This is a genomic window from Lactococcus formosensis, from assembly GCF_018403745.1.
In the GTDB taxonomy this organism is placed as follows: domain Bacteria; phylum Bacillota; class Bacilli; order Lactobacillales; family Streptococcaceae; genus Lactococcus; species Lactococcus formosensis.
The window spans coordinates 48,636-70,460 of record NZ_BOVP01000005.1; the positions used below are offsets into that span (position 1 = coordinate 48,636).

The following is a 21,825-nucleotide window of genomic DNA, read 5'->3' on the forward strand; positions in this document are numbered from 1 at the left end:
AAAAAGAGCTGTATGCTTTGGGCTGACTTGCGTAAGCGATAAGTTTAAAAATGCCTATCAAGCTGCAAGTATTAGGGTATAATAAAACAAGAAGAATGGAGAATATAATCTCGTGAAAATTTTAGCTTTTGACAGTTCGAGTAAGGCCTTGTCTGTGGCACTTGTCGATAATGATGTTTTGTTGGGAGAGATTACTCTAAATTTAAAGAAAAATCATAGCACTACTCTGATGACATCTGTTGACTTTCTGATGCACCAATCCGCAGTAGAAGCGAGTGAACTTGATCGTATTGTCGTAGCTCAAGGCCCTGGATCTTATACTGGTTTGCGCTTGGCAGCAACTGTCGGAAAGACACTTGCCTACAGTTTAAATAAGGAAATTGTTGGTGTTTCAAGTCTTTTTGCTATTGCGAGAAGACTGAAAACAGATCGAGCTATTGTTCCTGTGATGGATGCGCGTCGTGGTAATGCCTACGCTGCTCTTTACCAAGGGGAGGAAGAAATTGTTCCCGGACAGCATTGTGTCTTTCACGAATTCTTAGCCCACTTAGACAAGGATCTTCCGCTTGTGTTTACAGGTGAAACAGAAAACTTTGTGACTGAGATTGAGGCTGCAGGATTTACAAATTTTGAAATTATTGAAGACAGTTTAGATAAACTACCTTCAGCTTATCAAATCGCTCTATTTGGAAAAAAACTAGAACCTGTAGCGGTTCATGGCTTTGCTCCAAATTATTTGAAAAAAGTTGAAGCAGAAGAGAAATGGTTGGAGACACATGAAGAATCTGAAAACGCTACTGGCGAATATGTTCAAAGGATTTGAACCGCGTCGCTATCTGAATATGGATGAGGTAGATTTTAAGTCAAATATTGAGGGTGTAGATTATCGCTTGGCAGAGCGTAAAGATATTGTAGACATGCTCGCGATTGAGCGTGATGTCTATGATGGAGAAGTTCCGTGGACTTTTTCGCATTTTGAGCACGAGATTGTTCAAGATGAGAATGCTTTCTTTGTTTCGGCAGTAGTTAATAGTAAACTTATTGGTTTCATTGGAATCCGTCTTACTGAACGCGGGAAAGTCGTACATATCACGAATCTTGCAGTTGCTGTAGACTATCAAGGAAAAGGAGTTGGGAGTAATCTCGTCAATCAAATGATTCGTCTGATGACACTTCTTGGTAAGCAACAGATGACGCTTGAAGTGCGTCGGGATAATACAAAAGCCCAAGGGCTTTACCGCCGTTTAGGTTTTTCAACAGGAAAGCTGATTTCTCACTATTATGAGGATGGTGGCGATGCTGTATGGATGTCGAGACAGTTGAGAACTGAACATGAAAATTAAACGATTTGATTCTGCAAGGTTAGATACGCGGGACATAGCTCTTAAACTAAAAGAAATTCTAGACCTTTGTTATGGAGAGTCACCTTGGTCTGAAGTTTATCTCCTTAGTAATCTGAAAAGGGATGTCTATTTTCTAGCAGAAGTAGATGATGAGATTGTTGGTTTTCTAGCAGTTCAAGTGGTCATGGAAGAAATGGAGATTACCAATCTTGCAGTGAAGCCAGAATTTCGAAGCAAAAAAATAGCAAGTGCCTTAATGGATCAAATCAATAACTTTTCTGGTACCCTTTTTTTAGAAGTAAGGAAATCCAACAAACTGGCGCAAAATCTCTATAAAAAATATAATTTCGAGGCTTTTTATACCCGAAAAAACTACTATTCGCACCCGACAGAAGATGCGATTCTAATGAGGAAGATACAATAAAATGAATGATAAATATATACTAGCTTTCGAAACCTCTTGTGATGAGACATCTGTCGCCGTTTTGAAAAATGGCACAGAACTTCTCTCTAATGTTATCGCAAGTCAGGTCAATAGCCATAAACGTTTTGGCGGAGTAGTCCCTGAGGTGGCTAGCCGACATCACGTGGAACAAATTACTGCTTGTATTGACGAAGCTCTAGAGCAAGCTGGAATTACTGCAAAAGAACTCTCAGCTGTAGCTGTAACAGAAGGTCCAGGACTTGTTGGGGCTTTACTTGTGGGTATCATGGCCGCTAAAACTTTTGCCTGGGCCAACAAGCTCCCATTAATCCCCGTTAATCATATGGCTGGTCATCTTATGGCTGCAGCTTTGGTGGATACCATTGAATATCCAGCCATGGCTCTTTTAGTCAGTGGTGGCCATACGGAGTTAGTTTATGTAGAATCTGAGGGAAACTACAAAAAAATTGGTGAAACACGGGATGATGCAGCAGGGGAAGCCTACGATAAAGTCGGCCGTGTCATGGGATTAACTTATCCTTCAGGTAAGGAAATTGATGAGTTGGCACATAAAGGAGAGGATACTTATGCTTTTCCACGTGCAATGATGACTGCAGCAGATGGTTTGGAAATGTCTTTTAGCGGTCTTAAATCGGCATTTATCAATCTTGTTCATAATGCAAAACAGCAAGGGCAAGATTTAGTAGCGACTGATTTAGAAAATTTGGCGGCCAGCTTTCAAGCAGCAGTAGTCGATGTCTTGATTGCGAAAACAAAACGCGCACTTGAACAATACCCGGCCAAAACCTTAATCGTTGGTGGAGGTGTATCTGCTAATCAAGGATTACGTGAGCGCCTTGCAACTGATATGAAGGATATTAAAGTTATTTTGCCACCTCTTCGCCTATGTGGTGATAATGCTGGGATGATTGCTGCTGCGGCAACTGTCGAGCTAGAAAAAGAACAGTTCGCGGATTTGTCACTTAATGCGCGCCCTAGTCTTGTATTTGGTGATATTTGAGCATAAAAACACTCAGAATACTTCTGAGTGTTTTTATTTTTTTACGACAGGCAACCAAATTTCGCCGTAATAGCTGCCATCAGCTCGCTCTTGTCGATAAGCAAGATGTGGACCACCAAGATAAGCGTAATCTACAACTTTAGGAAGGATTTTACGAAAAGCTTGATAAGACAGATGTTCAAAGATTTTTCCTTTATCTGCTGTATCAGCAATCACGATATAGTCATTTTCAGGAAATTTAAGTAAACGACAATCCTCCTTTAATCCCTTTCGGCTTTCCACTGCAAAATAATTCCAAGGTTTTCCGAGGTAATCCGTATGAACAGACCACTCACGCTCGTTTTTAGCGCTTTTTTTGAGTTTTGCTAAACGACCATTTTTTTGCAGACTGGTCTCAAATACTTCTCTTTCAAGGGCTAAAGAGTGATAGTCTTGCAGTGAAGCTTGAATAGGAAAACCATATGCCGATAGGATAAAAGAGTTTTTATGCTCAAGAGTATAATCAATCATAATCGCTCCTTAATTAACGACGCTTAGTTCATGGATTGAACGGCCTTCTTCATCAAACATTTCTAACCAACTGTTTGTTCCAGCAAAGTAGAGAAAATGACCGAGTTCGTTGACAGAACGTAGGATAATGTCTTCAGTGGTGGTCCAAGTTTCAGGATTAAATTTTTCTTTGTTTTCTTCCCTAAGGTTTAACGCAAATTTTGCAGTGAAGCCAAGCGTACCATCGACCCTTTTAGGCGCTGCATCATTAGGCAGCATTTTTGCACCTGCAAGCAGACGCATTTCGGTAGATTTTTGCCAGATGACTGTGCCTGATGTTCCTTCATGTTTAATATGAAATGGAATATCTGAGATAGCCTTTTTCCAGCGGTGTTGCGCTTTAGCGGAAAAAGCTTTCTTCTTTGCGAGTTTAAAACCGAACGCTTCAAGGCTAGGCAAAAATTCATCAGCAGCCTTACTACAGAGGGTGTAGACATTCGAGGGGAGTTTAATCCTTTCAGGAAAGACGGCTAACTTCATAGAAGCTTCTTGAGCTTTGTCGAGGAGAAAAGCTTCAAGATAGGCAGTGTCTATTTCATATGCCTTAGGATCAAGGACAATAACTTTATCAAATTCCACCTTAGGGATTATTTTTTTATCGGCAGCAATCATAATAATCTGGCTTTTTTTCGTTAGAAAAAATATTTCGCCTTGTTTGAGGGCAAAACGACTATTATTACTCTCAAAGATACGGATCGTGGCACCAGAAGAAAGCTCAAGAAGGAGCTTTCCCTTTTCATCAATCGTTACTGAAAACTTTGTTTTTTTCATAACTTTATTTTAACAGAAAAGTCTATTTTTTCATCTTTTTTTGAATATACTTTATCTTGTCAAAGAAATTCTACTTATTTAAGCAAATTTTTTTGATACAAATGAAAAATAGTCTATTTAATAATTTACGTAAGCACCTTTAAAAATTAAATGTGGGAAAGCAAAGCTTTTCTCGAAATTTTCTAAACAATTTGCTATAATTAAGTAAACTAACGAAAAAGGAAGCGAACAACATTATGGCAGTAAAACGTTTAATTGAAACATTTGTACCAGAAAATTATAAAATTTTCCTTGATATTGACCGCAAATCAAAGACTTTTAAAGGTCAGGTAGCGATCAAAGGTGAAGCTAAAGCTGAGACCATTTATTTCCACCAAAAAGATTTGAACATTACTAAAGTTTCTGCTTTTAGTGTTGAAGCAGATTTTACTGTGGATAATGCCAACGAAGAACTTACAGTTAAAGTTGGCCAAAAAGGTCAAGTGACTGTTTCGTTTGAATATGAAGGTAAAATCACAGATAATATGATGGGAATTTACCCTTCATATTACGAAGTAAATGGTGAGAAGAAAATGCTTATCGGTACCCAATTTGAATCGCATTTTGCCCGTCAAGCTTTCCCATCAATTGATGAACCAGAAGCTAAGGCTACTTTTGACCTGTCAGTTAAATTTGATGAAGAACCAGGTGATATTATCATTTCCAATATGCCAGAACTTCTCAATATCGAAGGGATTCACGTCTTTGAACGTACAGTTCGTATGAGTTCTTATCTTCTTGCTTTTGTCTTTGGAGATATGCAGTATAAAAAAGGACGTACAAAATCTGGTGTAGAAGTAGGTACTTTCTCAACGAAAGCACATTCTGAAGCTGTCTTAGATTTTCCTTTAGATATCGCGATTCGTTCCATTGAATTTTACGAAGACTACTATAAAACACCTTACCCATTGCCACACAGCTGGCATGTTGCACTACCTGACTTCTCAGCGGGTGCTATGGAAAACTGGGGCTGTATCACTTATCGTGAAGTCTGCATGCTAGTTGACCCAGAAAATGCTACAGTTGCCAGCAAACAGTATGTAGCAACAGTTATTGCGCATGAGTTGGCGCATCAATGGTTTGGTGATTTGGTGACAATGCGCTGGTGGGATGACTTGTGGCTCAATGAATCATTTGCCAACAATATGGAATATGTGGCCATTGATGCCATCGAACCTGATTGGAAGGTTTGGGAAAGCTTCTCTGTTAAGGAAGCCAGCCTTGCTTTAGATCGTGATGCTACAGATGGTGTTCAATCTGTTCACGTGGATGTTAACCATCCTGACGAAATTGGCACACTCTTTGATGCTGCTATTGTCTATGCTAAGGGCTCACGCTTGATGGTCATGCTACGTAAATGGTTGGGTGATGAAGACTTCTCTGCAGGATTACGCAAATACTTTGAAACGCACCAATACGGCAATACCGTAGGTGATGATCTTTGGGATGCACTCTCAAGTACATCAGGTAAAAATGTAGGTGAATTTATGCATTCGTGGGTAAACCAACCAGGTTATCCTGTCTTGACTGCGGAAGTTGTGGATGATACGCTTGTTTTAAGCCAACAACAATTCTTCATTGGTAAAGGTGAAGATAAAGGACGTTTGTGGCAAATTCCATTGAATACAAACTGGAAAGGTTTGCCAGATACATTGACTACGGAAAAAGTTGAAATTCCAGGATATGCGGCACTTAAAACTGAGAATGAAGGTCAACCGCTCTTCTTCAATGAAGCACATGCAGCACATTATATTATTGATTATAAAGGTGAACTTTTAGATAATCTTGTGGCCAACCTTACAAAACTTGAAGATATTACGAAATTCCAAATTCTTCAAGACCGTAAGTATCTTGCCAAAGGTGAGGTTATCAGTTACGCTGATGTTGTGAAAATCTTACCTGCCTTTGCTAATGAAGAAAGCTATATTGTCAATCAAGCGCTCAACCAAATTTTTAGTGAATTAGACATCTTTATTGACGATGAATCAACTACAGAAAAATCATACAAATCACTTGTAGGTAAAGTTTTTGCTAAAAACTATGCACGTTTGGGATGGGAGAAAAAAGCTGGTGAATCAGCTGGAGATGAAACTTTACGTGGCACAGTGCTCTCACGTACACTCTACTCTGAAAATCCTGAAGCAGTAGAAAAAGCAAGTGAGATTTACGCAGCGCATAAAGACAATGTGGCAACTATTCCTGCAGATATTCGTCCAATTGTCTTGAATAACGAAATTAAAACAAGTAATTCTGCGGAACTTGTAGCTTCTTATATGGATACTTATGTGAAAACAAGCCTCCAAGAACTAAAACGTGAATTAGCTGCAGCTGTAGCCAATGTCCGTGATGAAGCAGCAATTAAAGGACTCTTGGAAGATTTCAAAAATGCGGATATTGTTAAACCACAAGATATTGCATTCTCTTGGTTCTACCTCTTAGCCAAAGACTTTGCTCAAGATGCTGCATGGACTTGGGAGCAAGAAAACTGGGATTGGATTGCCGAAAAACTTGGGGGTGATATGAGCTATGATAAGTTTGTCATCTATCCAGGTAATGTCTTTAAGACAGCCGAAAAGTTTGAAGAATATAAAGCTTTCTTTGAACCAAAATTGAGTAACCCAGGGCTTAAACGTTCAATCGAGATGGCCATTAAACAAATTGATGCGCGTGTATCATTGATTAATAATCAAAAGAGTGCAGTTGAAGCTGCCATCGTAGATGTAGAAAAAGAATTGTAAAAAAAGACTTCTTAGAAATCAGAAAGCGCTGAATTCTAAGAGGTTTTTTTCTCTATAGAAAACTTCTGTAAACATCTAAAACCCAATGTAAAAGAAAAGCCTTGAAATTGAGAATTATCTGAACAAGGTATGTGGTAAACTATAAAAGTAAAAAAATTAACAGAGTAGGGCCAATGCGTTAAGTGCTGTGAAATGGGATGTCGTTCACAGACGAAACTTGAGTTTTTCAAGTGCGGTAGAGGCTTGCATCCGCTGATTCTCATATAATCAGTTACTCACCAGATCCTTGGGAGGTACTATATGAAAAGATTTACTGTGAAGCTGTCACTCATACAGCTTGTTTTTTTGGCGATTTTGCTGGCATTGTCCATCATTTTACGTTCTTTTACTTTTGGGAGCAGTTTTTGGAAGTTATCGCCAGGATTTATTGCTGATGGTTTGATTGGCTTCTTTGTTGGCCCTTTATGGGCAGGTTTAGCTTTAGGGCTGGGTGATATATTTGGCGTTTTGTTCCGAGGAAGTATTTCCTCGCCAGGTATGACTATAACAGCAGCTTTAGTCGGCTTTATCTATGGTTGGGCTTTTTATAACAAGAAGTTCAGTCTAACACGAGGTAAAGATTGGCTCTACATTTTAGCTGTTGTAAGTGTAACAATGCTTCTTCAAACCGTGTTACTTAATACTTTTTGGCTTTCGCTCATGTATCAGACACCTTTTAAGGTTCTCTTAGCTACGCGACTTCCTTTGCTTGTACAGATTCCTATAAGAACGGTTATTTTCATGTTGGTATTTGATAATATTCAACGTTTACCGCAGATTATGAGGCGTCTAAAAACATAAAAGAAAACCGTCATTTTTGACGGTTTTTTGTTTTGAAAATTGTCAGAGCAAAGATTAACAGGATAACTCCCATGCAGGCAGGAGCCGAGGAGCCGAAGAGAACATAAAGTTGTCCACCAATAATAGGACCTAAAATACGCGTTAGTGCTTGCAAAGCTTGGCTACTCCCTTGAATCTGTCCTTGTTGGTGTTCAGCGACTGATTTAGAAAGAGTTCCATTGAATGGTGGGGCAAAAATAGAATCACCAAAACCGTAGATAAAAATACCAATTACAAAATAGAAAGGATGCAGGGTAAAGGCAGAGACAGCCATAAAAATATAGCCAAAGAGTTCCGCAACTATCGCACATTTAATGATGTATTGGTCCGTCAATTTTTTTAATAGAAAAGGCATAATGAGCGCCTGGCTAAAAATATCTTGAAGTCCCATAATAGAAAATAGAAGACCAATTTGCACCGGTTGCCAAGAGAAGTTGTCTAAAGAAAACTGAGCAACAATAGCTTGTAATGCACCATTTGGCAACCACAACAACAGTGCAGCTAGAAATAACCGGTTCAGTTGTTTTATCTCAAATAAGTTTTTGAGAGGTGCAAAGGGATAAAGCTGATGTGGATCTAGCTTAACAAGTCTTTCTTTTGGTGAAAGACTTTCAGGCATAAAGAAAATACCGTAGAAGAGATTAAATAAGCTGAGAACAGCAGCAAAATAAAAGGGAACGCGGTTACCATAATGAGCTAACAGTCCTCCAAAAGTTGGACCTAACAATGTTCCAACTCCAACAAGGGCAGAAATCCATCCGAATATTTTAGTGCGGGAAGCAGCTGGCGTAATATCGGAAAAGTAGGCAAATAAAGTGGCAATGTTTCCTCCGGAAATACCATCGATGATACGGCCAAGGAAAAAGAGCCACAGTGCTCCAGCCATACCAAAGATGAGATAACCCAAGGCAGAGCCAAGCAAGCAGAAAAGTAAAATCGGTTTACGGCCATAGCAATCACTCAATGTTCCTAGAACTGGGGCTGCAAGAAAAGTGCATAAGGCATAAATAGAGGTCAAGAAACTGATGACTAAGGGTTGATTTTGTGATGAGGTATAGGGCTCCAGTAAAAAAGGAACCACAGGATTGATAATGGTAAAGCCAAGGCCTGTAAGAAAAACGGAAAATAAGCCAAAACTCAATGCGTGTTTATTTAGTGTATACATATAACTCCTCATTAATGTTTCCCCGGAAACTATAAAAGTATAACTTATTATTGTTTCTTTGTCAACAAAAAATAAATTAAGAAAAACAACCCCATGCTATATGGAGTTGTTACGGAGTTCTTTATCAAGGTGTTGATTGTAAAGTTGAGTAAACTCTAGTATCGATTCTAATTTTTCAGAGCTGAAGGAATCAAAGACTGCTTGATCATTGAGTAGAAAAGCTTTGTGAAGATCCTCGTGCTGCTGATTTATTTTCCTTCCTTTTGAAGTCAGTTTAAAATAAATCTCTTTGTTGTTGTTGGGATTTCTAAATGTTATAATGTCTTGCTTTTGGAGGAGTTTTTTTGTTGCTTTACTAATTGCACCTCGAGTGACATATAGCTCTTCTGCCAGCCGTGTGACATTTGGGTTATTAAGCTTGGCAATGAACTCAATGCAGGCGATTTCCAAAAATGAATAGCCTTTGAATTTTTCGACCATTTGAGGTTTTCGAAGTTGATCCATTTTATTAAAGAGATCTGTAAGGCTCAGCATAATTTCTTCTTGTTGTTTCATACTAGCTTTCTCCTGTCACTTGACGATAAATGCAACGCCAATATTCATTTCTGCGCCAGATACTTGATACAGTGTAACTTTTTTGATTATCTAAGTAATGATAGGTGAGGATAAATGTTTTTTTGCTGACTTGCTCTGCTTGGTAATTTTTAATGGCTAAATCTTCTGTTTCAACAGCACCTGCCATATATTCTTCCTGCTGAATAATTTTACCCTTTGTCGTAATAGCTTGAAATTGTGGTGCTAAAAGTTGATCAAGATGTTTACCGTTGAGAAGGGCCTCTTCTTTGGGCAAAAGCTCTAATGCACGTGAAGCAAAGTGTTCTTCTTCAGGTAACGCAGCGGGTTCGACATGGACATCAACATCATAAACATCAAAACCAGCCATGAGCATGCGTTCTATTTTTTCGGTAGCAGCATGGCTTTCATAGACAGAAAGATCGCGGGACATCTCAACAACTACATCTAGAAAGATATTACTGCCATAGGTACGCCCCCGAATCATCTTTACAGACTTGACTTTGTTTACGAGCTCAATCGCTTCTTTATAATCTGCTAAAAGATTGTCATCAAAACCATCAGAGAGTGAAAAAACACTGTCGCGGAAAATATCATAAGCAGTTTTAAGGATGAAACCGCAGATAACAAGAGCCATAATACGGTCGAGCCATATCCAATGTAAAGCTGCTGCCACAATGGCGACAGTTGTACCCAGGGAGGTCAGTGCATCACTAAGATTATCTTTGCTGGAGGCTTCAAGTGCTTTCGATTGAGTTTTTTTTGCTAAACGGCTAGAGTAGAGGTAAACGGCAATCATCACAAAAGCAGAAAATAAAGCCACTGCAGCACCAACAGGGTTGATTTCAGTGGAACTTCCTTCTATAAAACCAACGATTGTCTGGCGTAGTACTTCAAAACCGATAAAGAACATGATGAAACTAGAGATCAGACTGGCGATTGATTCAACCTTCCAGTGGCCATATGTATGGTCGTTATCAGAAGGGATGCGTGCGATGCGTAAACCAATCACGATAGCAATATTTCCCAAAATATCGGTGACATTATTAAAGCCGTTTGCGAGGAGAGAGGCCGAATTTGTGATTTGTGCCACTCCAAGTTGTAAAAGAGATAGAAATATATAAGCAGCTATACTGACCCACACGCCTCGTTCGGCGAGTTTAAGGTTGTGAGAGCGTGAAATTTTGCTATTATTCATAAACTTAATTATAACAAAAAAGAAGTAGAGGTGCTTTTAAGGGAGCAAATAGCACCCCCAAAAATACGTTTGTATCCTTGAAAGCCGATGATTCTGAACTTACATTCTGCTTTAAATAAGCTGTCGCAAATGATTGACACTCTTATAAAAAAACGTTAAAATTAAATTGTTAGTTTATTTCTGTTATAAACTAAAGAAAAGACTAATAGTGTTAGTTATTAGCATTGCAAAATAGATGCTTAAATGTTATAATTTTTCAGCTAACGTATTTATTCTTGTTATTTTTGACAAGAAAATGAAAGGAAACTTTTTTATTTATGGTAATGAAAGCCATCGGCAAGTACAAATTGCTTGTCTTCGCTGCCCTTGCTACCATGCTTCTTCAAGTTGGCGCTGCTCTTTGGCAGCCTCAATATATGAAGAACATTTTGAGTGTTATGGCAGAATCTATTTCGATATCAGATAAGGTCGATAAAATTAATCATTATGGGGTGTATCTTCTACTTATAGCCGCTGTGGGATTAATTGGTTCAATCCTTAACACCGTAACTGCTGCAAAGATTGCTCAGTCTGTATCTGCGGATATTCGTGAAGAAACCTTCCGAAAAATTCAAACGTTCTCTTATGAAAATATTGAGAAGTTTAATGCAGGCAACCTTGTTGTTCGTATGACCAATGATATCAACCAAGTACAAACACTTTTGATGATGACTTTCCAAGTCTTGATTCGAGTACCGTTGCTCTTTATTGGTGCCTTTATCTTGTCCATTATAACAATGCCAGAACTCTGGTGGATTATTATTGTGATGGTTGTTCTTATTGTCCTAGTAACGATGTTATCAATGAAATCAATGGGTCCTCACTTTATGGTCTTCCAAAAATTGATGGATCGTATCAATGGAATAGCTAAAGAAAACCTGCGTGGTGCCCGTGTCGTTAAATCCTTTGTTCAAGAAAAGGATCAAATCCAAAAATTTGATGCTACATCTGATGAATTATTAGGACACAATATGGCTGTAGGTTATACTTTTGCGGCAATGATTCCAGCATTTACAATCATTTCACAATTGGCTGTTTTTGGCGCAATTTTACTAGTTTCTACTTATGTAACACGTGATTTGAATACCGCAGCCAATACGCTTGGTGGGATTATGTCCTTTATCCAATACATGATGCAAATCATGATGGCGATTATCATGGGTGGTATGATGTCAATGTTTGCCTCTCGTGGTTTTGTTTCGATTGGACGTATTAACGAAATTTTAAAAACTGAGCCTGCGATGGAGTTTGAAGATGTTGCGGATGAGGAACTTAGTGGTTCTGTTAAGTTTGATCATGTCTCTTTTGCTTATCCTAACGATGAACATCCAACATTACAAGACATCAGTTTTGAAATTCAACCTGGACAAATGGTTGGTATTGTCGGAGCAACTGGTTCTGGTAAATCAACCCTGGCTCAATTGATTCCACGCCTTTTCGACCCAACTGAAGGCACAGTTAGCGTTGGTGGGAAAGATTTACGCCATGTTTCTAAAACTACTCTGAAAAACACGATTTCGATTGTCTTGCAAAAAGCAATCCTTTTCTCTGGGACAATTTCTGGCAACCTAAAACAAGGGAAAGCAGATGCGACCTTGGAGCAAATGAGCCGTGCAGCCAGCATTGCGCAGGCAGCAGAGTTTATTGAAAAACTACCAGAGCATTATGAATCACAGGTTGAAGAACGTGGAAATAACTTCTCAGGTGGTCAAAAACAACGTATGTCGATCACACGTGGTATTATCAAAGATCCGAAAGTCCTTATCTTGGATGACTCAACATCAGCGCTTGACGCTAAGTCTGAAAAACTAGTACAAGAAGCTTTGAGCAATGACTTAAAAGATACGACAACTATTATTATCGCTCAAAAGATTTCATCTGTCGTTCATGCGGACAATATTCTTGTCCTTGATGAAGGTAAACTTGTGGCGCAAGGCACACACGCAGAGCTCGTTGAGAACTCTGCCGTTTACCGTGAAATCTATGATACACAGAAAGCAAAGGAGGACTAAATTTTCAGTGTTCTTCAATCTGTTTATGAAAAACAAGAAAATGAAAAAAGATTATGAATGATACATCTCGTGCATTGAAGTTCTTCTATCTCTACTTCAAAAAATATAAATTACAATTCCTCGTGATTGCGATATTTATCATTGCGGCTACTTATCTGCAAGTTAAAGCACCCGTACTTCTTGGGGATTCTATTACACATCTTTCGACTTATGTTGGTGATTATTTTAGTCATCAACACGCTGATGAAGCGGTGAAGGGTTTACAACAAATAGCAGCAGGAGCAAATCAAGCTCAGGATGCTCTGCAACAAATTGCTGCGCAAATGGGAAAAGCTACTGGACAAGTGGTTGACTGGCATAGTCTGACATCTGCGAATGTTCCAGCAGCGGTAACTTCAAACTTACCTTCGGGAACAACAATTGACAGCCTTCAAGCTATGGCTAAGATTCCAACAGATTGGCACCAACTTACAGACGCGAATGTTCCAGAAGCGATACGTGCCAACCTTAACGGTCAGTCTATTTCTGACTTGATGAAGGTGGCTACGTCACAAGCACCAAGCAAGGCTGATTTCATGCGTTCAATGTGGATGTTGCTTGCCTTTTACGTGATGACAGGTATTGCGCAACTTATCTATAGCTTGCTCTTTACACGTATCGTTGCACACTCAACAAACCGTATGCGTAAAGGTCTCTTTGGTAAGTTGGAACGCCTAACAATTTCGTATTTTGACCGTCATGCGGATGGAGATATTCTCGCCCGCTTTACCTCAGACTTGGATAATATTCAAAACACATTGAATCAAGCAGCAGTGAACGTTACCACTAACTTTGCCCTGTTTATCGGGATTTTGTATATGATTTTCGACCAAAATGTCAAGATGGCATTAGTGACAATTTCTACAACTCCTGTGGCCGTTCTCTGCGCTGTGATTATCATTATTCAAGCTAAGAAATACACGGATAGACAACAAAAAGAAGTCGGCGAACTTAATGCTTATATGGATGAAAAAATCTCTGGGCAAAAAGCGATTATCGTTGAAGGACTTCAAGCAGATGCAATCGAAGGTTTTGAAGTACGTAATGATAAAGTACGTAAAACAACCTTCGCAGCTCAAGCTTGGTCAGGTATGATTTTCCCATTGATGAATGGCTTCTCCCTCTTGACTTTGGCTTTGGTTATTTTTGCAGGTGCTAATATCCTCCTTAATGATGCTTCATTATCAACTGCTGCAGCCTTTGGTTTGCTTGCTACATTTATCCAATATGCGCAACAATATTACAACCCAATCATGCAGATTTCTTCATCTTTCGGTCAATTGCAACTTGCGGTAACTGGTGCAACACGTCTGAATGTGATGTTTGATGAAAAAGAAGAAGTACGTCCTGAAAATGGTAAAACTTTTGAAGGTATTTCTGAAGGTGTACACATTGAAGATATTGACTTTAGTTATCTTCCAGGTAAACCAGTCCTTAAAGATGTCAATATTAATGTGGACAAAGGTCAAATGGTTGCCTTAGTTGGTCCAACAGGATCAGGTAAAACAACTGTTATGAACCTCATGAACCGTTTCTATGATGTGGACAAAGGTGGGATCAAGTTTGATGGTACCGATATTCGTGAATTTGACTTAGATTCATTACGTTCAAAAGTCGGGATTGTCTTGCAAGAGTCTGTCCTTTTCTCTGGAACCATTGCGGACAACATCAAGTTTGGTAAAAAAGATGCGACTATGGATGAAGTTATTACAGTAGCCAAGACGACACATATCCACGAGTTTATTGAGAGTTTACCAGAGGGTTATGAAACGCTGGTGGATGACGACGACAATGTCTTCTCTGTAGGCCAAAAACAACAAATTTCGATTGCCCGTACTATCTTGACTAACCCAGATTTGCTTATTCTTGATGAAGCAACATCAAACGTTGATACGGTTACAGAAGAACAAATTCAAATGGCTATGGAAGCAGCAATTGCTGGTCGTACATCATTTGTTATTGCCCACCGTTTGAAAACAATACTTAATGCAGACAAGATTGTTGTCCTTAAGGACGGTGAAGTTATTGAAGAAGGAAACCATAATGAACTTGTGAATCTTGGTGGCTTCTACTCTGAACTTTACCACAATCAGTTTGTCTTTGAATAAAATTAAGGATAGATATTAATATAAAAACGCTCGTGTCTCAACGAGCGTTTTTGATGTGATTCAGATTCCAAAAATAAGAGAACGTATCTATCAACCTTCAATTATGATATTTGTTCGAAGATAGCAATAATATCGACAGAACCAATACCAGAAGGGATGATTAGCTGTTCTTTACTTAAGGGAGAATCATCGATTTGCCAGCCGACAAAGTGATAGTGAGGTAATTTTACTTTCGCTGGAGAAATATAGCCTTGTTCGATACTCCGCATACCTTCAGGATGATGCCATTCGAGAGGCTCGTTCCAAATTGTCTTAGCACTGTAGCGTACGGGGTATTTGATTGGTGTCCACTGCGCATGAAAATCATAGATTTGGCCAAGAGGTTCAAACTGATGTTTTTCTTGAGGTTTCCAAAGGAAGTTAGGATTATAGACCCTCGTGCGATGTATAACAGAAGTTGGGCCAGCATAAAGTTGAGCTTGTTCTTGAGATTGAGGGTGAGCCAGTACATTGTGACGGTTGCGTACTTTAGCCCAGCCTTCAAAGGTATAGCCGGAAAGTTTGAGGGTCTTGTTCTTAAGAGAGTAGCTCTGATTTTTAGGGAGGAGTTCAGAGCTCATACCAATCCATTTCCCTTCTGTGTTTATTATTTTATTATAGCCCTGATAATCTGCTTTATTGAGAGAAGGAACCGGACTTATTTGAGCACGTTCCAAGTGACTGAGCATATCGTTATTAATATTAAAAAAATAATTTGCTTTAAAAAATTTTGATTTCTTTTTATTTGGGATGAAAGAAGTTTTAAGTGAAAAATTCATCATTTATCCCTTTCTTTGTTTTTTGTGTTCAATGTTATATTATCATTTTTTTCTAATGTTAAATAGTAATATACAATAAAGTTTTAGGTAGAGAAAAGAATAAGTGTTCCTAAAGAATGATCAAGAAAAAAAGGATGCTTTTTATCTATTCAAAAGGCGGGAAAAATGGTAGAATAGAGGGTACATGTATTTCATGTCTCAAATAAAACAATAAGTGATAGAGTAATAATTTATGAAAAAAATAGTAATCAATGGCGGTAAAAGTATCTCAGGGAAGGTAACGATTTCGGGAGCCAAGAACAGCGTAGTTGCCCTTATTCCGGCAACGATTTTAGCTAATGATATTGTTACACTTGAAGGTGTACCCGATATTTCTGATGTCGCAAGTTTGGTCGATATCATGGAAATTATGGGGGCAAAAATTCAACGTGATACTGATGCGGGCATTTTGACGATTGATACACGTGATGTGACTTCAAAGCCATTGCCTTATGGTAAGATAAACTCTTTACGTGCTTCTTATTATTTTAATGGAGCGCTTCTTGGTCGTTTTGGGAAATCAACGGTTGGTTTGCCAGGGGGATGCGATTTAGGCCCACGTCCTATGGATCTTCATGTTAAAGCTTTTGAAGCTTTAGGAGCAGAATTATCTTATCTTGAAGATGCTATGCACCTTGAAGCTAAAGAAGAAAAATTAAACGGTACAACTATCTATATGGATATGGTTTCTGTTGGTGCAACAATTAATACAATGCTTGCGGCTAGTACAGCAGAAGGTGTAACCATTATTGAAAATGCAGCACGTGAACCAGAAATCATTGATGTAGCTACACTCTTGAATAATATGGGGGCAAAAGTTCGTGGGGCTGGTACAGATGTGATTCGTATCACAGGGAAAACAGAGATGCATGGTGCACGTCATACGGTTATTCCTGACCGTATCGAGGCAGGAACTTATCTTGCTTTGGCTGCAGCGATGGGAGATGGCGTCATCGTTGACAATGTTATCTATGAACATCTAGAATCATTTATTGCTAAACTCGAAGAAATGGGCGTACGTATGACCATTCGTGAGGACTCTATCGAGGTCCATCGTTCAGAAAACTTGAAAGCAATCAATATTAAGACTGTACCTTATCCTGGGTTTGCAACTGATTTGCAACAGCCAATTACTCCGCTTCTACTAAAAGCACAAGGACGTGGTTGGATAATGGATACGATTTATGAAAAACGTGTCAATCATGTGCCAGAAATGGCACGTATGGGTGCTGCAATCTCAACAGTGGATGATCATATTATCTATGAAGCACCTAATAAACTTCAAGGTGCTCATGTTCGTGCTACCGACTTGCGTGCGGGGGCAAGTCTGGTCTTGGCTGGTATTATTGCCGAAGGTACAACGACGATTGAAAATATTGAATTTATCCTTCGTGGATATGATAGTATTATTGAAAAAATGACGGCTTTGGGTGTTGATATTCAACTTATTGAAGATTAACTGTGAAAAGTTGAAAATTTTTCCGTATCATTAATATAGGAGGTGCGTATGGCTGATTTAAAGTATGAAATTGAGGAACATCTTATTACCTTATCTGAAAATGCCAAAGGCTGGACCAAAGAGCTTAACCGTGTATCGTGGAATGGCATGGAAGCTAAATATGATTTGCGTCAGTGGTCGCCCGACCATGAAAAGATGGGCAAGGGGATTACACTGACAGATGAAGAATTTGCTGTTCTTTTGAAAGAGCTCGGAAACAAATAAAAAAACCAGTTTTTCTGGTTTTTTTTTATGAATCATATATAAAAAGAAAAACCATTAGTATGGTTCTTTTATCAATGCATGTAAATCATGACAATCATAGCGATGTAAAGAGCAAAAGTAATCACAAAAGTAATGCGCCAAAAAAGCTTAAAGAAGCGCTTATATTTGAAGTCTTTAAAATAGAATAAATCCATTAACAATAAGACGAGAGCTAAAATTGAAAGGATCAAGAAGTAATAAGGCAAAATATTAATGGCAGTGAATTGCTCTGAAAAAAGTTGGAGCCCAAAAATTAAGAAGAGGACAAAAATATCAGGAATGCGAAGTTTTCGATTCGTCAAGTGGCGAATCCGCAAAAATTTAAAAGCGAAAACCAATACAATCCAGCTTAAAAGCGGATATAGGGTGGCAATAATCTTAGGTAACATAGCTTAATTTTAGCGGTTTTGGGTACTTTTGTAAAGTGTTATTTGTCGGAACAATAAATCGAGATGTAAAAATAAAAAGAAAAGCCATAGTTAAGCTTTCCTTTTTATTTAAATTTCACGAATTTCAGCAAATTCAGCTTGTACAAAAGTTGCGAGTTCTTTTGGATTGAGGCGTATAGAACGGCCGATTTCACCGGCAGATACAATGATTTTATCTGCATCCAGTGCAATGGTATCGATATAGATAGGGAACCTTTTGGTTTGCCAGATACCGACAGGATTATTAGCACCATGGATGTATCCAGTGGTTTTCTGCAAATCTTTTTGAGGAATCATGTGGACCTTCTTATTTCCAGAGACCTTTGCTAATTTCTTTTCAGAAAGATGCTCTGTCAGAGGAAGGATCCCCACGATTGGACCCGTTTTATCTCCTATAAGTGCGAGCGTTTTATAGATATCACGACGTTGGATGTCTTCAGGCATGAGCTCTGCTTCTAAAGCATTGAGAGCAAGCCCTTCATGGTTGACTTGACCTTTGTCCAGAATTTGTTCAACTAATGTTTTTTTCAGTTTCTTTTTCTTGCTCATGCGTTCATTATATCACTTTTTCGCTTGAAAAATCTGAGCTGCACTCTTAGAGATAATAACGAGAGCCAGAGCAGCGAGTGTTGCAGTTGCAAGTCCACTCATTCCATTTACGACAAATGAATAAGGAATCGCACCCCAGCCCTTCCAAGCATATTTCCCCCAAAAAATAACACCAGCGACAAAGTGCCAAAAATATTTGATAAGAACGCCGAGAAAAGCAGCAGCAAAGATTGTGCGTGTTTGACTCGAATCTTTCTTGCGTATGATGCCAGCGAAGCCAAGAGAAATCGGTGCAACGATATATTCCAGCAAGGCCTGTACTGGAGTCAAGATAGTTGCTTGACCTAATACAATCAAAAGTAAGCCAAACACCAGCCCACCTGTCATGCCCCAAAAAACACCGCGGCGCAAGGCCAAGACCAGTAAGGGAATAACTGCCAGCTCAAGATAAAAAACTTGAGCATAGTTTATCGAGATGAAACTCAAGACAAGAGCTAATGCAGCAGCAATAGCCGTTTCAGTAAGTTCTAAAACTTTAGAATCAGACATAAAAAAATCTCCTTTTGTTGGCACAAAGGAGGGTTAGAGAGAAGTGAGGATAGCGATCCTCTATACAAACACATTCCTACGCTGGTACGAACCAGATCAGGTCAAATGGTGTTTCTCAGCTCTTGGTTTTCCCTCGAGCACCCATTGTGCAAATTTTAATTTTACAGTATTAATATATCATAAGATGTTTACTTTAGCAAAAATGTCATACTTATTCCAAGGAAATTCCAAGCCATATGGATGGCCATATTGAGGTAGAAATTACGGTATTTAAAGTAGAACATGGTGAGCACTAAACTCATTGAACCATAAACAAGCCAACTGTAAAGATCTGTTGGACTGTGCATACCTGCAAAGAGGAGAGCTGCTGTCAAAAAAGCGAGCATTTTATTTTTTGTAAAGAGAACTTCGAAAGGGCCAACGCGGTAAGTAAGTTCTTCAAAGAAGCCAGCAAAGATCGTTTGGACAGCAAAGATACCTAAAGGAATAACCTGGGCGAGACTGTTTAAAGCCTCTTGATTTTCTGTACTTGCTTGTAAACCAAGCGCCTGTGCTAAAATATTGACACAGAGTGAAACCAAGAAAAGAGAACCAAAGCCTTGGGCAATTTTGCCCAAGGGGAATTCTTTGATAGCAATCGGCGGAATAATATTTCGACGGCGAGCAAGAAAGTAAGACAAGCCTAGAGCAACAAAGAAAATCACAAAAAATATTATTTGATCAAGAGAAGAAAAGGCTTTTCCAGAATGCAACTGGCTGATAAGTGCTGTAGCAAAACTTGGTAGTAAAGAAAGCACAAAGAGAGCCAGCCAGATTGATTTCTTATAAGTGAAAATTAAACTAATTAGGTAAAGAAGGAAACTTAGCCCTAACCATTGCATCCAGCCAGCTCCTAAAGAAAAAGGAAGAGCGAAGAGAAAAGCAGGGAGAATAGTCCAGGTCCAAGGTTTTTTTATAAGGTCTCGAAATTTAATCATAGAACAATTCTAACATATAATCATTGATAATTTGTATAAGTTTTAATAAAATATAAGAAGATAAATGGAGAATCAGAATGAAAGAATTCATAAACAATTTAGAAGTTTGCTTACCAGGCTATCGTGTACTCAATCGCGAAGAAAATTTAAATTTTTATCGTGATGTGCTTGGCATGAAAGTCTTACACGAAGAAAATGCAGAAGTTTTTTTATCTGGTTATGAGGCAAAAGAACCAAGGTTAATCTTAGAGGAGTCACCGGGTGTGACTCCTGTTCAAGGGATGAAGAAACATGGACGCACAGTCATCCAAGCTGATGAGGAAGAAATTGAACAGCTTTTGGCGCGTAACTTAGACCAAGTAGCACATCTTTATCAGGTCAAAGACAGTTGGGCTTTTGAGGCTGTTTCTCCAGAAAATGATGTTTATCTGATGGTTTCTGTAAACGATTGGTCAGATTTAACAGAGGTTGCTAAATCTGATGTTGACTTTGATGAGGGGGAATTTGCAGGACTATCTGATTTTTCTATCAAAGAGGTACAAATTAATATTCCAGAAGTGTCTATTATTGCAGAATATGAAAAAATTCTCGGTGTAAAAGCGCAAGGTAATCTTTTAGACCTTGCTGGTTTGCATCTCGTCTTTTGCCAAAGTGAAGGTCCTGATTTGACAGCTAATATGGATGAAAAACTTGACCTGATGCTTTTACGTTTTCAAGTTTCGCAGTCGTTTGACTTAGCTCAGTTCGCTGATAATTTACCTGACGAAAAACTGTATTTGGATAACAAAGCGAAAACGTTAGCTATTGATATTCCACATCACATGGAACTTTGGTTTACAAAGCAAGGCCTATGAAAAATGAAAAAGAATTTTTAGAAACAATTGATGACTATATAGCACAAGAAATTTTCCCGGGCTGCCATGTTGCTATTGTGGAAGAAGCAGAGGTTCAAGAGTTTGTTCGAGGCAACCAAGCAATCCTTCCGAAAGTAAAACCATTGGTTGCAGGTAAAAAATGGGATTTAGCTTCCGTTTCAAAAGTTGTAGGCACAGGAACAGTTGTTATTAATCTCGTTTTGTCTGGGAAGTTAGAGCTTGATGCTCCGTTTACGGATTATTATCCTGATTTTCATGATGAGAGTATTACTTTGAGACAGCTTCTTACGCATACAACGGGTATAAATCCGTTTATTGAAAACCGTGATAAGTTAGATTTTAAAGGTTTAAAGGATGCGATTGACCATATCGAAGTGACGGAAAATAAAAGTTGTCACTACACAGATATCAACTTTATTTTGTTGGGTTTTATGCTTGAAAAGCTTTATGAGAAATCTTTAGATGAAGTCTTTAAAGCAGAGGTTTTTGAAAAATGGAACATGTCTGAGACATCTTTTGGACCTGTTACTAATGCCGTGCCTACAAGTCTGGATACACGAGTGGGGTCGGTTCATGATCCAAAAGCAAAAGTACTAGGAACACACTGTGGGTCAGCAGGACTTTTTGCACCGATGATTGATTTGGTTAAATTTGTTCAAGGTTATTTTTCAGACACAAAATATTTGGCTTTGCAGAAAAATTATGCAGCGGGAGATCGCCCAAGAAGTTTAGCTTGGGATTTTATACACGACCAGTGGTTGCTTCATACAGGTTACACAGGCACTTTCATTCTGATGAATCTCGAATCAAAGAAAGCGGTAATTTTCTTATCCAATCGAGTGCACTTGAAGGATGAGCGGGCACAGTGGATTGTAGATCGTGACCGACTGATTGAAATACTCATAAAAATTTAAACTGACCTGAGTGTCG

At 38.7% G+C, this 21,825-nt stretch carries 22 protein-coding genes and 2 riboswitches; of the genes, 12 read left to right on the plus strand and 10 right to left on the minus strand.

The window, feature by feature from the left end; all coding sequences use genetic code 11:
• The first annotated feature begins 112 nt into the window (after window positions 1–112).
• The 4 genes from tsaB to tsaD are packed head-to-tail and all read left to right on the plus strand — an operon-like array spanning window position 113 to window position 2,788.
• Window positions 113–823, plus strand: coding sequence for a tRNA (adenosine(37)-N6)-threonylcarbamoyltransferase complex dimerization subunit type 1 TsaB (gene tsaB / locus KJS37_RS07190; protein ID WP_165713524.1), 711 nt, complete (start codon window positions 113–115; stop codon window positions 821–823).
• On the plus strand, window positions 807–1,343 hold the full coding sequence (gene rimI / locus KJS37_RS07195) for a ribosomal protein S18-alanine N-acetyltransferase (protein ID WP_213496693.1): 537 nt from the start codon (window positions 807–809) through the stop codon (window positions 1,341–1,343). The genes tsaB and rimI (KJS37_RS07195) overlap by 17 nt, the downstream gene beginning before the upstream one ends.
• Window positions 1,333–1,767 carry a ribosomal protein S18-alanine N-acetyltransferase gene (gene rimI, locus KJS37_RS07200; RefSeq protein ID WP_096369028.1) on the plus strand — a complete coding sequence of 145 codons (435 nt, stop codon included), beginning with the start codon at window positions 1,333–1,335 and terminating at the stop codon, window positions 1,765–1,767. The genes rimI (KJS37_RS07195) and rimI (KJS37_RS07200) overlap by 11 nt, the downstream gene beginning before the upstream one ends.
• A 1-nt stretch (window position 1,768) precedes the next feature.
• Entirely contained in the window at window positions 1,769–2,788 is a 1,020-nt protein-coding gene (gene tsaD / locus KJS37_RS07205; protein ID WP_096369029.1) for a tRNA (adenosine(37)-N6)-threonylcarbamoyltransferase complex transferase subunit TsaD, read from the plus strand.
• A 33-nt stretch (window positions 2,789–2,821) separates the two neighbouring features.
• Here the strand turns inward: tsaD and KJS37_RS07210 are convergent, their stop codons facing one another.
• On the minus strand, window positions 2,822–3,298 hold the full coding sequence (locus KJS37_RS07210) for an effector binding domain-containing protein (RefSeq protein ID WP_096369030.1): 477 nt from the start codon (window positions 3,296–3,298) through the stop codon (window positions 2,822–2,824).
• Between the two features lie 9 nt (window positions 3,299–3,307).
• Entirely contained in the window at window positions 3,308–4,108 is an 801-nt protein-coding gene (locus KJS37_RS07215; RefSeq protein WP_213496619.1) for a hypothetical protein, read from the minus strand.
• Between the two features lie 236 nt (window positions 4,109–4,344).
• Between KJS37_RS07215 and KJS37_RS07220 the strand changes: the two genes are divergently transcribed.
• Window positions 4,345–6,885, plus strand: coding sequence for a M1 family metallopeptidase (locus KJS37_RS07220; protein ID WP_096369032.1), 2,541 nt, complete (start codon window positions 4,345–4,347; stop codon window positions 6,883–6,885).
• A 158-nt stretch (window positions 6,886–7,043) separates the two neighbouring features.
• Window positions 7,044–7,142: riboswitch (THF riboswitch) on the plus strand.
• Between the two features lie 43 nt (window positions 7,143–7,185).
• The gene (locus tag KJS37_RS07225) at window positions 7,186–7,725 is read left to right on the plus strand and encodes a folate family ECF transporter S component (RefSeq protein WP_096369033.1); all 540 of its coding nucleotides are present in this window, start codon (window positions 7,186–7,188) and stop codon (window positions 7,723–7,725) included.
• A gap of 10 nt (window positions 7,726–7,735) precedes the next feature.
• Here the strand turns inward: KJS37_RS07225 and KJS37_RS07230 are convergent, their stop codons facing one another.
• The 3 genes from KJS37_RS07230 to KJS37_RS07240 all read right to left on the minus strand — a co-directional run bounded on the left by KJS37_RS07230 (window position 7,736) and on the right by KJS37_RS07240 (window position 10,700).
• The gene (locus tag KJS37_RS07230; protein WP_213496621.1) at window positions 7,736–8,929 is read right to left on the minus strand and encodes an MFS transporter; all 1,194 of its coding nucleotides are present in this window, start codon (window positions 8,927–8,929) and stop codon (window positions 7,736–7,738) included.
• A 96-nt stretch (window positions 8,930–9,025) separates the two neighbouring features.
• The gene (locus KJS37_RS07235; protein ID WP_165713520.1) at window positions 9,026–9,484 is read right to left on the minus strand and encodes a MarR family transcriptional regulator; all 459 of its coding nucleotides are present in this window, start codon (window positions 9,482–9,484) and stop codon (window positions 9,026–9,028) included.
• A gap of 1 nt (window position 9,485) precedes the next feature.
• On the minus strand, window positions 9,486–10,700 hold the full coding sequence (locus tag KJS37_RS07240; protein ID WP_213496623.1) for a cation diffusion facilitator family transporter: 1,215 nt from the start codon (window positions 10,698–10,700) through the stop codon (window positions 9,486–9,488).
• 317 nt (window positions 10,701–11,017) lie between these two features.
• Between KJS37_RS07240 and KJS37_RS07245 the strand changes: the two genes are divergently transcribed.
• Window positions 11,018–12,751 carry an ABC transporter ATP-binding protein gene (locus tag KJS37_RS07245; protein WP_017369636.1) on the plus strand — a complete coding sequence of 578 codons (1,734 nt, stop codon included), beginning with the start codon at window positions 11,018–11,020 and terminating at the stop codon, window positions 12,749–12,751.
• A gap of 53 nt (window positions 12,752–12,804) precedes the next feature.
• Window positions 12,805–14,898, plus strand: a complete 2,094-nt coding sequence (locus tag KJS37_RS07250; RefSeq protein ID WP_017369635.1) for an ABC transporter ATP-binding protein — start codon at window positions 12,805–12,807, stop codon at window positions 14,896–14,898.
• 101 nt (window positions 14,899–14,999) lie between these two features.
• Here KJS37_RS07250 and KJS37_RS07255 read toward each other — a convergent pair whose 3' ends face one another.
• Window positions 15,000–15,719, minus strand: a complete 720-nt coding sequence (locus KJS37_RS07255) for a hypothetical protein (RefSeq protein WP_213496625.1) — start codon at window positions 15,717–15,719, stop codon at window positions 15,000–15,002.
• Window positions 15,720–15,948: 229 nt separating this feature from the next.
• Here KJS37_RS07255 and murA point away from each other — a divergent pair, with 229 nt between their 5' ends.
• A complete protein-coding gene (gene murA, locus KJS37_RS07260) occupies window positions 15,949–17,214 on the plus strand; it encodes a UDP-N-acetylglucosamine 1-carboxyvinyltransferase (RefSeq protein WP_165713516.1) in 1,266 nt (421 codons plus the stop codon).
• 48 nt (window positions 17,215–17,262) lie between these two features.
• A complete protein-coding gene (locus tag KJS37_RS07265) occupies window positions 17,263–17,478 on the plus strand; it encodes a YdbC family protein (RefSeq protein WP_213496627.1) in 216 nt (71 codons plus the stop codon).
• Window positions 17,479–17,549: 71 nt separating this feature from the next.
• Here the strand turns inward: KJS37_RS07265 and KJS37_RS07270 are convergent, their stop codons facing one another.
• The 4 genes from KJS37_RS07270 to KJS37_RS07285 form a co-directional block, all read right to left on the minus strand.
• Window positions 17,550–17,906 (minus strand): DUF3397 domain-containing protein, encoded by a 357-nt coding sequence (locus KJS37_RS07270; protein WP_165711919.1) that lies wholly within the window; start codon window positions 17,904–17,906, stop codon window positions 17,550–17,552.
• A 108-nt stretch (window positions 17,907–18,014) separates the two neighbouring features.
• Window positions 18,015–18,494 carry an aminoacyl-tRNA deacylase gene (locus KJS37_RS07275; protein WP_165713514.1) on the minus strand — a complete coding sequence of 160 codons (480 nt, stop codon included), beginning with the start codon at window positions 18,492–18,494 and terminating at the stop codon, window positions 18,015–18,017.
• Between the two features lie 12 nt (window positions 18,495–18,506).
• Window positions 18,507–19,043, minus strand: coding sequence for an energy-coupled thiamine transporter ThiT (thiT, locus tag KJS37_RS07280; protein WP_017369630.1), 537 nt, complete (start codon window positions 19,041–19,043; stop codon window positions 18,507–18,509).
• Window positions 19,044–19,099: 56 nt separating this feature from the next.
• Window positions 19,100–19,198: riboswitch (TPP riboswitch) on the minus strand.
• A gap of 33 nt (window positions 19,199–19,231) precedes the next feature.
• A complete protein-coding gene (locus tag KJS37_RS07285; protein ID WP_017369629.1) occupies window positions 19,232–20,020 on the minus strand; it encodes a CPBP family intramembrane glutamic endopeptidase in 789 nt (262 codons plus the stop codon).
• 77 nt (window positions 20,021–20,097) lie between these two features.
• On the opposite strand from KJS37_RS07285, the gene KJS37_RS07290 reads away from it, so the two are divergent.
• Together KJS37_RS07290 and KJS37_RS07295 are read left to right on the plus strand one after the other, a co-directional pair.
• Window positions 20,098–20,874: a CppA family protein gene (locus KJS37_RS07290; protein WP_213496629.1), complete on the plus strand. Its 777-nt coding sequence runs from the start codon at window positions 20,098–20,100 to the stop codon at window positions 20,872–20,874.
• The gene (locus KJS37_RS07295) at window positions 20,871–21,809 is read left to right on the plus strand and encodes a serine hydrolase domain-containing protein (protein ID WP_213496631.1); all 939 of its coding nucleotides are present in this window, start codon (window positions 20,871–20,873) and stop codon (window positions 21,807–21,809) included. Before KJS37_RS07290 ends, KJS37_RS07295 begins: the two co-directional genes overlap by 4 nt.
• Window positions 21,810–21,825 lie beyond the last annotated feature (16 nt).

Bases quoted from the DNA above. Each gene is read 5' to 3' on its own strand.
- KJS37_RS07210 (WP_096369030.1), bottom strand. From the start codon at position 3,298: ATGATTGATTATACTCTTGAGCATAAAAACTCTTTTATCCTATCGGCA.
- KJS37_RS07240 (WP_213496623.1), bottom strand. From the start codon at position 10,700: ATGAATAATAGCAAAATTTCACGCTCTCACAACCTTAAACTCGCCGAA.
- KJS37_RS07230 (WP_213496621.1), bottom strand. From the start codon at position 8,929: ATGTATACACTAAATAAACACGCATTGAGTTTTGGCTTATTTTCCGTT.
- KJS37_RS07215 (WP_213496619.1), bottom strand. From the start codon at position 4,108: ATGAAAAAAACAAAGTTTTCAGTAACGATTGATGAAAAGGGAAAGCTC.
- thiT (WP_017369630.1), bottom strand. From the start codon at position 19,043: ATGTCTGATTCTAAAGTTTTAGAACTTACTGAAACGGCTATTGCTGCT.
- KJS37_RS07295 (WP_213496631.1), top strand. From the start codon at position 20,871: ATGAAAAATGAAAAAGAATTTTTAGAAACAATTGATGACTATATAGCA.
- KJS37_RS07235 (WP_165713520.1), bottom strand. From the start codon at position 9,484: ATGAAACAACAAGAAGAAATTATGCTGAGCCTTACAGATCTCTTTAAT.
- KJS37_RS07265 (WP_213496627.1), top strand. From the start codon at position 17,263: ATGGCTGATTTAAAGTATGAAATTGAGGAACATCTTATTACCTTATCT.
- KJS37_RS07285 (WP_017369629.1), bottom strand. From the start codon at position 20,020: ATGATTAAATTTCGAGACCTTATAAAAAAACCTTGGACCTGGACTATT.
- KJS37_RS07290 (WP_213496629.1), top strand. From the start codon at position 20,098: ATGAAAGAATTCATAAACAATTTAGAAGTTTGCTTACCAGGCTATCGT.
- KJS37_RS07245 (WP_017369636.1), top strand. From the start codon at position 11,018: ATGGTAATGAAAGCCATCGGCAAGTACAAATTGCTTGTCTTCGCTGCC.
- KJS37_RS07220 (WP_096369032.1), top strand. From the start codon at position 4,345: ATGGCAGTAAAACGTTTAATTGAAACATTTGTACCAGAAAATTATAAA.
- rimI (WP_096369028.1), top strand. From the start codon at position 1,333: ATGAAAATTAAACGATTTGATTCTGCAAGGTTAGATACGCGGGACATA.
- KJS37_RS07255 (WP_213496625.1), bottom strand. From the start codon at position 15,719: ATGATGAATTTTTCACTTAAAACTTCTTTCATCCCAAATAAAAAGAAA.
- murA (WP_165713516.1), top strand. From the start codon at position 15,949: ATGAAAAAAATAGTAATCAATGGCGGTAAAAGTATCTCAGGGAAGGTA.
- KJS37_RS07250 (WP_017369635.1), top strand. From the start codon at position 12,805: ATGAATGATACATCTCGTGCATTGAAGTTCTTCTATCTCTACTTCAAA.
- tsaD (WP_096369029.1), top strand. From the start codon at position 1,769: ATGAATGATAAATATATACTAGCTTTCGAAACCTCTTGTGATGAGACA.
- KJS37_RS07275 (WP_165713514.1), bottom strand. From the start codon at position 18,494: ATGAGCAAGAAAAAGAAACTGAAAAAAACATTAGTTGAACAAATTCTG.
- KJS37_RS07270 (WP_165711919.1), bottom strand. From the start codon at position 17,906: ATGTTACCTAAGATTATTGCCACCCTATATCCGCTTTTAAGCTGGATT.
- rimI (WP_213496693.1), top strand. From the start codon at position 807: ATGTTCAAAGGATTTGAACCGCGTCGCTATCTGAATATGGATGAGGTA.
- KJS37_RS07225 (WP_096369033.1), top strand. From the start codon at position 7,186: ATGAAAAGATTTACTGTGAAGCTGTCACTCATACAGCTTGTTTTTTTG.